We start from the raw sequence: 9,745 nt of genomic DNA, 5'->3' as shown, positions 1-9,745 counted from the left end.
TCTGGACCTTACGACTGGCCCGTCCGACCCAAGGAAGAAGGTAGGACCGCATGACCGTACGACGGCCGGTTTGCGCGGCGACCGTGCGTCAGCGCCTGGAGGCCGCCGGGCTCAGGAGGCGTCGGCGTCGGCCAGGCGGACACCGGTGACGAGGTCCGGGCGGATACGGACGGCGTAGTCCATGGTCTGCTCGATCCACGGACGAAGCAGCGACTGGTAGCGCGCCAGTTCGTCCGGGTCGGTGACCAGGTGGGCGTAGCCGGTGACGACCACGCTCCAGCCCAGGTGCGTGTCGGGATCGATGACGTCGGCCTCGTAGGCGACGACGACACCCGGATCCCCGGCGTGCCGGGCACGCCGTGTCAGGGCCCCTCCCTCGCGGGTGCGGATCACGATGTCGCCGTCGACCAGGACGTGGTTGACCGGACGGATCGTGGGCAGCGCGTGCTGGGTGAAGACGATCCTCCCGAAGGAGATGCCGCCCAGCAGGCGCATGGCCTCGACGCTGTCGAGCTCGATGCTCTGGCGGGCTCCGGCCGGGACCGCCCGGGCGTGATCAAGGGGCATGGCGGGTTTCCGTAGGTCATGGGGTGCGGAGTTGTCCGATCGGATCATTTGAACCGAATCGGGGTCGTGCCGCCAGGGCCGATCGGCCCTCACACGGTGCCCGCGCGGCCCTTCGCCTCGACGGCATCCAGGCCGTTGACGACGCCGACGACGCCGTCCACCTGCCAGGTCGCCCACAGCGCGGAGCCGATGTCAGTGCCCGCCGTCACGTGCCCCGCGAGCGTGACCATACCGTCCCGGACGAGGACGCGGACCGCGTCCGGCGGCAGCCCGAGCATGCCGACGACGATCTCGTCGATCACCTGGCGGCGGATCGCCTCGTCGGGACGCAGGAAGATCCGCAGCAGGTCCCGGCGGGTGGCGATGCCGATCAGCCGGTCCTCCTCGTCCACCACGGGCAGCCGGTCGACGCCGCGACGCTCCATCACCCGCGCGGCGTCCGGCACCGGTTGCTCCGGGTGTGCGGTGACCGCCGGGCTCGTCATCAACTCTCCGGCGGTACGGGCCCGAACGGTGGTCCGCGCGCGTACCAGGTCGGTGCCGGAGACCACGCCGATCACCTTGTCGTCGTGGTCGACGACCGGCAGTCCGCCGATGCGGTGCCGGTCCAGCAGCCGGACCAGTTCCTTGAACGGTGTCGCCCGGCGGGCGTGGACGACCTCACGGGTCATCACCTCACCGATGGTGCGTGGTGTCACGGCACCCACCTCCTCGCCCCTGTGGAGAGGCAGGGCCTCTCGCCAGGTGGCGAGAGGCCCGCAGTCGTCCTAGTCCTGCCGCTCGTCCTGTGCGCCCTCGACCGGGCCGCCGCGCCACGGGGGCGGTGCCGCCGTCCTGCGCGCGGTGCTGCCGCGGTGCGTCACCCGTTCCGCCTGGCCGCGCAGCCGGTCCTGGATCCGGTCGGCGAGTTCGTGCGCGCTCGCCTCACGGGCGTGCACGACCAGCACATCGCTTCCCATCCGGATCTCCCCGCCCGCGGACCACGGCCGTTCGTCGTGGTGGGCGCCGGCCCGGGAGACCCGCACCTCGCCCTCGACGGCCGGCAGGCCCGGCCGCTGGAGGGCGGCCCGCACCTTGGCCCGGACGTAGGCGAGGGCCTCCTCGTCCACGTCTCCGCCCTCGGCGCGCACCCGCAACGACGCGACGGTGTTGTCGGCCCCGGTGTCCCTGGGAGTCATGTGTTCCACTCCTTTGATCGCTTGTCGACGGCTCCAGCCTGGCCCCGGTGCCGCCCCGGTCCCAGGGGCCGTACGGTCCCCGAGCCGGCCCGGGGGTCCCCGATCGGCGGCGGCGCGCGATACGCGGGCATGGGCCTGACGGTGTGGGCAACGGGCCGACCGGCCCTCGCACTCGGGCGCGGAAGAGCGTTGGATCACCGGGGACGAACCCTTCCAACACGGGACACACGACGAGGAAGCCCTGGCAGCAGGACCACTGACCGGTACGCCGCGCGAACTCCGGGCGAGACCTGCAAGAGGGTCAGGGCGTGCCGCGATCCGCCCGGTCGGCGAGGTCCGCCCGGCGGGCGTCAGGCGGCGCACCGCGATCCGGCGCCGCACACGGTCGGCCTCACGCACCCGGCGGGATACACACGTCGGCGCCTGCCGAACCGGGATTGTTTCCCCGTCGCGTTGGGCCGGATGTCCCCCGGCTGGCCCCCGGCCGGCCCAAGGCGCACCGTCATGTCCGCGGCAGTCTGGCAGGGAGACAGGACGACGAGGGCATCGACAAGGGAGGGCGACGGGCATGAGCGTGCGCGTGGGCATCAACGGATTCGGCCGTATCGGACGCAACTACTTGCGGTGCGTCCTGGAACGCGCGGAGAGCGCCGCCGGCACCCCCGTCGAGGTCGTGGCGGTCAACGACATCACCACGCCGGCGGCGCTGGCCCATCTGCTGGCGTACGACTCGACCTACGGTCGGCTCGGCCGCGCGGTCCAGCAGGACGACAAGTCCCTGACGGTCGGCGGACACCGCGTCGCGGTGACCGCAGAGCGCGATCCGGCTGCCCTGGCCTGGGGCGATCTCGGCGTGGACATCGTGATCGAGTCCACCGGCCGCTTCCGCACCCGCGAGCAGGCCGGCCTGCACCTGAAGGCGGGGGCCCGCAAGGTCCTGCTGTCCGTGCCGGGCAAGGACGTCGACGCCACCGTCGTGATGGGCGTCAACGAGGGCACGTACGACTCCGACCATCACCACGTCGTCTCCAACGCCTCCTGCACCACCAACTGCGTGGCACCCATGGTGAAGGTGCTGGACGAGCACTTCGGCATCGTCAAGGGCCTGATGACCACCATCCACGGCTACACCAACGACCAGGTGGTCCTGGACGGCCCGCACAAGGACCTCAGGCGCGGCCGCAGCGCCGCCGTCAACATCATCCCCACCAGCACCGGCGCCGCCCGCGCCGTGGGACTCGTCCTGCCCGAGCTGGCCGGCACCCTGGACGGCATCGCCGTACGCGTGCCCGTCGAGGACGGCTCGCTGACCGACCTGAGCGTGCTCCTGGACCGGGCGGTGACGGCCGACGAGGTCAACGCCGCCTACCGGGAGGCCGCCGACGGGCCGCTCAAGGGCGTCCTGCGGGTCTCCGACGCGCCGATCGTCTCCCGTGACGTGGTGGGCGACCCCGCCTCGTGCGTGCTGGACGCCCCGCTGACCCAGGCGCACGGCGAGTTGGTGAAGGTCTTTGGTTGGTACGACAACGAATGGGGTTACACCAACCGTCTGCTGGACCTCACTGAGTACGTGGCCGCCCGGCTGCCGCGCGCCTGAAGGGCGGAACGCCCGCGTCGCCGCGCGTCGGCTGTGGCCGCCCCTTCGCCCGTACGACCCCGGGTGCCGGCCGACCACCGGGCGTGCCCGCGTGCCGGGCACCGACCGGCCTCGCCGCTCTGCGGGAGAAAGATGGGGAGTCAGTGATATGTCACGTGCTACTGCCGCGCCACGTGTCCTCGTGGCCGACTCCTGGCGACGCTCCGCCCAGTGCGGCATACGCCCCGACGGCAACCGCCTGCCGCCCCTGCGCCGCTCCTTTGACGACCTGACCGCCTACCGCGACACCCACGCCCTGGCCGCCGTGCTGCCCCTGTTCCACGAACTGCTGGGAGCGGGAGCCGCCGATGACGGACACGTCTTCGCGGTCGGCGACGCCGACGGAACCCTGCTCTGGGTCGAGGGCGACGCCCGCACCCTGGCACGGGCCGAGCGCATGCACTTCGTGGCCGGGGCCGGCTGGGCAGAGCGCGATGCCGGGACCAACGCCCCGGGCACCGCCCTGGAGTTGGGCCGGCCGGTGCAGATCGTGACGGGCGAGCACTACAGCGCGGCCGTGCACGCCTGGTCCTGCGCCGCGGCCCCGGTACGGGACCCCCGTACCGGACGCGTGCTCGGTGTCGTCGACCTCTCCGGCGGCGGCACCATAGCCACCCCACCCGCCCTCGCCGCCGTACGCGCCGCCGCGCTGGCGGCGGAGGGACAGCTGGCCCGGATGCCTGCCCCGCCCCTCCTCGGTCCCGACGGGCAGGTGCTGCGAAGCCCGGACCCCCGGCTCGAGGCCGTGCATCTGTGGGTGCTGGGCCGGGACGACGCCCTGCTGGAGTGCGCCGGTCAGGTGCGCCGGCTCAGTCCGCGGCACAGCGAGCTCGTCATGGCCCTCGCCCTGGCCGGGCGGGGCGTGACCGGCGACCGGCTCGCCGTGGACCTGTCCGAACGGGAGATACCCGCCTCCACCCTGCGTGCCGAGCTGACCCGGCTGCGCGCCGTGCTCGGCACGGACCTGCTCGGGTCCCGGCCCTACGCCCTGCTGCGGCCGGTGCTGACCGACTTCGCGGCCGTCGGCGACCTGCTCGCCCAAGGACGCGTCGGCGAGGCTCTGGCCCGCTACCCGGGCCCGCTGCTGCCGCGCTCCGAGGCCCCGGTCGTCATCGAGCACCGCCGCTGTCTGGAGCAGCAGCTGCGCGGCGCGGTCCTCGGCAGTGGCGACGCCGGTCTGCTGCACCGCTGGGTGGACGCGAGTTGGGGCTCCGACGACGGTGACGCCTGGGCGGAACTGGCCCGAACGCTGCCGGGCGGCTCGGCGCAGCGCTCGGCGGCCGCGGCCCGGGCTCGCGCACTGAACCTTGAGACAGTCGTCCTTCCGCAGGCCAGAGGGCATGCAGCGGTGTTGCAGCGTTGCCGCTCATAGCGTGCTGGACATCACCACGATCGTCGTGATGGGAGAGGAAAGGGGACGGTCATGAAGTACCAGCCTCCGGGCAGGGCCGGCAGTCCCGTGGACGTCGTGCCCCGCTACGAGAACTTCATCGGCGGCAAGTGGCAGGCGCCCACCACCGGCGAGTACACGCCCAACCTGAGCCCCGCCACCGCCAAGCCGATCTGCGAGATCCCGAAGTCAGGGCCCGACGACATCGAACTCGCCCTCGACGCCGCGCACGCCGCCAAGGACGCGTGGGGCGAGGCGAGCACGGCCCAGCGCGCCGCGGTCCTGAACAAGATGGCCGACGCCATCGACGCCCACCGGGAGGAACTGGCGGTCGCCGAGAGCTGGGACAACGGCAAGCCGGTCCGTGAGACCCTGGCCGCCGACATCCCCCTCGCAGCGGACCACTTCCGCTACTTCGCGGCCGCGGTCCGCGCCGAGGAGAGTTCGATCACCGAGATCGACAAGGACCTCATCGCCTACCACTTCCACGAGCCGCTGGGCGTGGTCGGACAGATCATCCCGTTCAACTTCCCGCTGCTGATGGCCGCGTGGAAGCTCGCCCCGGCACTGGCCGCCGGCAACGCGTCCGTCATCAAGCCCGCCTCGCCCACCCCGTGGTCGATCCTGAAGCTGATGGAGGTCGTCGGCGACATCCTGCCGCCCGGCGTCCTGAACGTCGTCAACGGACCGGGCGCGGAGATCGGCAAGGCCCTCGCCGCCAACAAGCGCATCGCCAAGGTCGCCTTCACCGGCGAGACCACCACCGGCCGCCTGATCATGCAGTACGCGGCGCAGAACATCATCCCGGTCACCCTGGAGCTGGGCGGCAAGTCGCCGAACATCTTCTTCAACGACGTGGCCGCGAAGGACGACGACTTCCTCAACAAGGCCGTCGAGGGCTTGGTGCTCTACGCGTTCAACAAGGGCGAGGTGTGCACCTGCCCCTCCCGCGCCCTGATCCAGGAGGACATCTACGAGGAGTTCATGGGCCGCTGCCTGGAGCGCATCCGCGCCATCAAGCAGGGCGACCCGCTCGAGACCGCGACCATGATCGGTCCCCAGGTCTCCCGCCAGCAGGTCGAGAAGATCGCCTCGTACGTCGAGATCGGCCTGAAGGAAGGCGCCGAACTGCTGGTCGGCGGCCACCGGCCCACCCTCGACGGTGAGTTCAAGGACGGCTTCTTCTTCGAGCCGACCGTCCTCAAGGGCCACAACAGGATGCGGGTCTTCCAGGAGGAGATCTTCGGACCCGTCCTCGCGGTCACCACCTTCAAGGACGAAGCCGAGGCCCTCGCCATCGCCAACGACACGCTCTACGGCCTCGGCGCCGGCGTGTGGAGCCGCGACGGCGCCCTCGCCTACCGCATGGGCCGCGCCATCAAGGCCGGCCGGGTCTGGACGAACTGCTACCACCAGTACCCCGCCGGTGCCGCCTTCGGCGGCTACAAGGTCTCCGGCATCGGCCGCGAGACGCACAAGATGATGCTCGAGCACTACAGCCAGACCAAGAACCTCCTGGTCAGCTACGGCACCAAGCCGCTCGGGCTGTTCTGAGGAGGAGCGGTCATGCCCGCGAGGACCGAGTACGGCACCGTCGGGCGCGTCACCGCGACACGTGCGGCGCGCAGGGCCATCGCGGCCCTGCGGGCCGGCCGCGGACCGGTGATGTTCGTCCAGTCCGGCGGCTGCTGCGACGGAAGCGACCCCATGTGCTTCCCGAGCGGCGAATTCGTCCTGGGAGAGGGCGACATGCTCGTCGGCGTGGTGGACGGCTGCACCTTCCACATGGACGCCGACCAGTACGAGGCGCTCGGCCGCCCCTTCTTCGTGCTGGACGTCGAACCGGGCATGCCGGGCGGCTTCTCCCTCGCAGCCGGACACGGGCTGCGTTTCGTGACCCGGGCCAAGACGGCCCGGCGGCAAGCAAGTTGAGGAGCGCGCCATGAAGGCAGCAGTCGTCACCGACTTCGGCAAGCCCCTGGAGATCCAGGACCTGCCCGTCCCCGAGCCCGGCCCCGGCCAGGTGCTCGTCAAGATGGAGGCATCCGGCCTCTGCCACACCGACATCCACGCCGCCCGCGGCGACTGGCCGGTCAAGCCGCAGCCGCCGTTCGTCCCCGGCCACGAGGGCATCGGCACCGTACAGGGCCTCGGCGCCGGTGTCCCGGCCGACCTGGCCGGCAGGCGGGTCGCCATACCGTGGCTCGGCTCGTCCTGCGGCACCTGCCGCTACTGCGTGTCGGGCTGGGAGACGCTGTGCGAGAGCCAGGTCAACTCCGGCTACTCCGTGGACGGTTGCTACGCCGAGTACGCTCTCGCGAACGCCGGCGCGGTCGTCCAGGTGCCCGAGGGCGTCAGCTCATTCGACGCGGCACCGCTGACCTGCGCGGGGGTCACCACGTACAAGGCGATCAAGGTCGCGCACGTGGTGCCGGCCGAACGCGTCGCCGTCTTTGGCATCGGCGGCCTCGGCCACCTGGCCCTGCAGTACGCGCGTCTCGTCGGCGGCTTCGTCACCGCCGTGGACCTCGAACCCGACAAGCTGGGCCTGGCCCACCGGCTCGGCGCCGACCAGACCGTCAACGCCCGCACCCACGACCCGGTCGAGGAGATCAAGAAGGCCGGCGGCGCGGACGTCGCGGTCGTGCTCGCCGCCGCCCCGAAGGCCTTCGAGCAGGCGTACAAGTCCCTCAACCGCGGCGGGCGCCTGGTCATGGTGGCTCTGCCCGCAGACAACGCCGCGATCAACGTGCCGATCTTCGAGACCGTCCTCGGCGGTATCTCCGTCATCGGCTCCATCGTGGGCACCCGCCAGGACCTGGCCGAGGTGTTCGCGCTGCACGCGGCCGGACGCACCCAGGTCATCGCCGAGACGCGCCGCCTGGACGAGGTCAACGACTCCTTCGAGGAAGTCCTCGGCGGACGGGCCGAAGCCCGGCTCGTCTTCGAATTCTGAGGCCCGCGACCAGCGGACCACAGGGAGAGGCAGCAGATCATGCCCACCGTCACCGTAGGCGCCGTACGGGAGCGGGCCCCCGGCGAACGCCGGGTCGCCCTCGTCCCCGAGGCGGTAACTCTCCTGATCCGAGGCGGACTTGATGTCCTGATCGAGACCGGGGCGGGCTCCGGCGCCTGGTTCAACGACGCGGACTACACCGCCGCCGGCGCGAGCGTCGTATCCCCGGAGGAGCTGTACGCACGCGCGGACGCCGTCCTGTGCGTCGGCCCGCCGGACCCGGAGACCGCCGAATCGCTGCGTGCCGGGCAGACCCTGATCGGCCTGCTCGAACTGGTGCGCCACCCCGCCCTGGCCGGGGAACTGGCCGAGCGCGGGGTGCGGACGGTGAGCCTCGACCTGCTGCCGCGCACTCTCAGCCGCGCCCAGTCCATGGACGCGCTGACCTCCCAGGCCAATGTCGCCGGCTACAAGGCGGCCCTGGTCGCCGCCGACTCCTACGACCGGTTCTTCCCGATGCTGACGACCGCGGCGGGCACCATGCGCCCGGCGCAGGTCCTCGTCCTCGGTGCCGGAGTGGCGGGACTGCAGGCCATCGCCACGGCCCGCCGCCTCGGCGCCGTCGTTTCGGCCTACGACGTACGCCCCGCAGCACGAGAGGAGGTGGAGTCGCTCGGCGCCCGATTCATCGACATCCAGCACCCGCCAGGCACCGGATCGGGCGCCGGTCAGGGTGGCTACGCACGGGAGTTGACCGAGGCGGAGCAGCAGGCCCAGCGAGCGGCGCTGGACGCGCATATCGCCCGTACCGACATCGTGATCACCACGGCCCAGGTGCCGGGCCGCAAGCCACCGTTGCTGGTCACCACCGACGCTGTCGAGGCAATGAAGCCCGGTTCGGTGGTCGTCGACCTCGCCGCGAGCGAACTCGGCGGAAACGTCGAGGGCTCCGAGCCCGACAAGACGCAGGTCCTGGCGGGCGGCGTCACCCTCATCGGCGCCGGCCGGCTGCCGTCCGCGATGGCGACCGCCGCCTCCACCGCCTACGCCCGCAACCTCGTCGCCCTCCTGCGCCACCTGGTGCGGGAGAGCGAACTCGTCGTCGACCCGGCGGACGAGATCACCGGCGCCCTGATGGGAGGAGCCCTCTCATGAACGGTCTCGATCTGCTCACCGCGATCACCGTCTTCGTGCTGAGCGTGCTCGTCGGGGTCGAGGTCATCAGCAAGGTGCCCGCGACCCTGCACACCCCGCTGATGTCCGGCTCCAACGCGGTGCACGGCATCGTCGTCATCGGCGCCATGCTGATCGCCGCCGAGTCGCACACCTGGCCGGGCTACGTCCTGGCCTTCGTGGCGATGGTGTTCGGCGCGATGAACGTCGTCGGCGGTTACGTCGTCACCGACCGGATGCTGGAGATGTTCAAGGCCAAGCCCACCACGTCGGACTCTCGTGAAAAGGCGGAGGTGTGAGTGCCATGGACACCGTCTCCAACGCCGTCCACTACGTCTTCCTGGGCACGGCCGCGTGCTTCGTGCTCGGCCTGCACCTGATGAACCACCCGCGCACGGCCCGCCGCGGCAACACCCTCTCCGCCGGGGCGATGGCCGTCGCGATCGCCGCCACGGTGTGGCTGGTGATCCACCAGAGCAGGATCACCACCACCGGCTGGCTGGTCCTGGTCTGCGGCGGTCTGGTCGGCGCGGCCCTGGGGCTGTATGCGGCCCGCGAGGTGAAGATGACCGCCATGCCGCAACTGGTCAGCCTCTTCAACGCGGTCGGCGGCGGGGCGGCCGCGCTCATCGCTGTGAACGATCTGCTCCAGGCGGACCATCCCACCGCGCTCGGGGCACGGGTCTCCCTGCCGGGCGCCCTGGACATCGTCATCGGCGCGGTGACCTTCTCCGGTTCGCTGGTCGCGGCCGGCAAGCTGCAGGGTGTCGTCTCCGGGGCGCCGGTCGTCTTTCCCGGGGCCCGGCTGCTGAACGTGCTGCTGCCGGTCTCCTTCGTCGGCGGGA

The 9,745-nt window shown here is 71.5% G+C and carries 11 protein-coding genes; 8 read left to right on the top strand and 3 right to left on the bottom strand.

What is annotated here, in order from left to right:
• Nucleotides 1-111: 111 nt before the first annotated feature.
• From ACIRVK_RS44505 to ACIRVK_RS44495, 3 genes are all read right to left on the bottom strand, one after another.
• Complete coding sequence (locus ACIRVK_RS44505) at nucleotides 112-567, bottom strand: pyridoxamine 5'-phosphate oxidase family protein (protein ID WP_404257727.1); 456 nt, start codon at nucleotides 565-567, stop codon at nucleotides 112-114.
• Nucleotides 568-656: 89 nt separating this feature from the next.
• On the bottom strand, nucleotides 657-1,238 hold the full coding sequence (locus ACIRVK_RS44500; RefSeq protein ID WP_404257729.1) for a CBS domain-containing protein: 582 nt from the start codon (nucleotides 1,236-1,238) through the stop codon (nucleotides 657-659).
• Nucleotides 1,239-1,334: 96 nt separating this feature from the next.
• On the bottom strand, nucleotides 1,335-1,745 hold the full coding sequence (locus tag ACIRVK_RS44495) for a hypothetical protein (RefSeq protein WP_404257725.1): 411 nt from the start codon (nucleotides 1,743-1,745) through the stop codon (nucleotides 1,335-1,337).
• Between the two features lie 568 nt (nucleotides 1,746-2,313).
• Between ACIRVK_RS44495 and gap the strand changes: the two genes are divergently transcribed.
• From gap to ACIRVK_RS44455, 8 genes are all read left to right on the top strand, one after another.
• The gene (gene gap / locus ACIRVK_RS44490) at nucleotides 2,314-3,342 is read left to right on the top strand and encodes a type I glyceraldehyde-3-phosphate dehydrogenase (protein ID WP_404257723.1); all 1,029 of its coding nucleotides are present in this window, start codon (nucleotides 2,314-2,316) and stop codon (nucleotides 3,340-3,342) included.
• A 148-nt stretch (nucleotides 3,343-3,490) separates the two neighbouring features.
• The gene (locus ACIRVK_RS44485) at nucleotides 3,491-4,753 is read left to right on the top strand and encodes a GAF domain-containing protein (RefSeq protein ID WP_404257721.1); all 1,263 of its coding nucleotides are present in this window, start codon (nucleotides 3,491-3,493) and stop codon (nucleotides 4,751-4,753) included.
• Between the two features lie 51 nt (nucleotides 4,754-4,804).
• The gene (locus tag ACIRVK_RS44480) at nucleotides 4,805-6,325 is read left to right on the top strand and encodes an aldehyde dehydrogenase family protein (protein WP_404257719.1); all 1,521 of its coding nucleotides are present in this window, start codon (nucleotides 4,805-4,807) and stop codon (nucleotides 6,323-6,325) included.
• A 12-nt stretch (nucleotides 6,326-6,337) separates the two neighbouring features.
• Nucleotides 6,338-6,703 (top strand): DUF779 domain-containing protein, encoded by a 366-nt coding sequence (locus ACIRVK_RS44475; RefSeq protein ID WP_404257717.1) that lies wholly within the window; start codon nucleotides 6,338-6,340, stop codon nucleotides 6,701-6,703.
• A gap of 10 nt (nucleotides 6,704-6,713) precedes the next feature.
• On the top strand, nucleotides 6,714-7,727 hold the full coding sequence (locus ACIRVK_RS44470; protein WP_404257715.1) for a zinc-dependent alcohol dehydrogenase: 1,014 nt from the start codon (nucleotides 6,714-6,716) through the stop codon (nucleotides 7,725-7,727).
• A 39-nt stretch (nucleotides 7,728-7,766) separates the two neighbouring features.
• On the top strand, nucleotides 7,767-8,882 hold the full coding sequence (locus tag ACIRVK_RS44465; RefSeq protein WP_404257713.1) for an NAD(P) transhydrogenase subunit alpha: 1,116 nt from the start codon (nucleotides 7,767-7,769) through the stop codon (nucleotides 8,880-8,882).
• Entirely contained in the window at nucleotides 8,879-9,199 is a 321-nt protein-coding gene (locus ACIRVK_RS44460; RefSeq protein WP_404257711.1) for an NAD(P) transhydrogenase subunit alpha, read from the top strand. Before ACIRVK_RS44465 ends, ACIRVK_RS44460 begins: the two co-directional genes overlap by 4 nt.
• Nucleotides 9,200-9,204: 5 nt before the next feature.
• On the top strand, nucleotides 9,205-9,745 hold a 541-nt coding region (locus ACIRVK_RS44455; protein WP_404257709.1), incomplete at its 3' end, for an NAD(P)(+) transhydrogenase (Re/Si-specific) subunit beta.

This window comes from Streptomyces sp. NPDC101152, assembly GCF_044768275.1.
Lineage (GTDB): Bacteria > Actinomycetota > Actinomycetes > Streptomycetales > Streptomycetaceae > Streptomyces.
The sequence above is the reverse complement of the archived record's forward strand: the minus strand, read 5'-3'. Positions and strand labels throughout refer to the sequence as shown.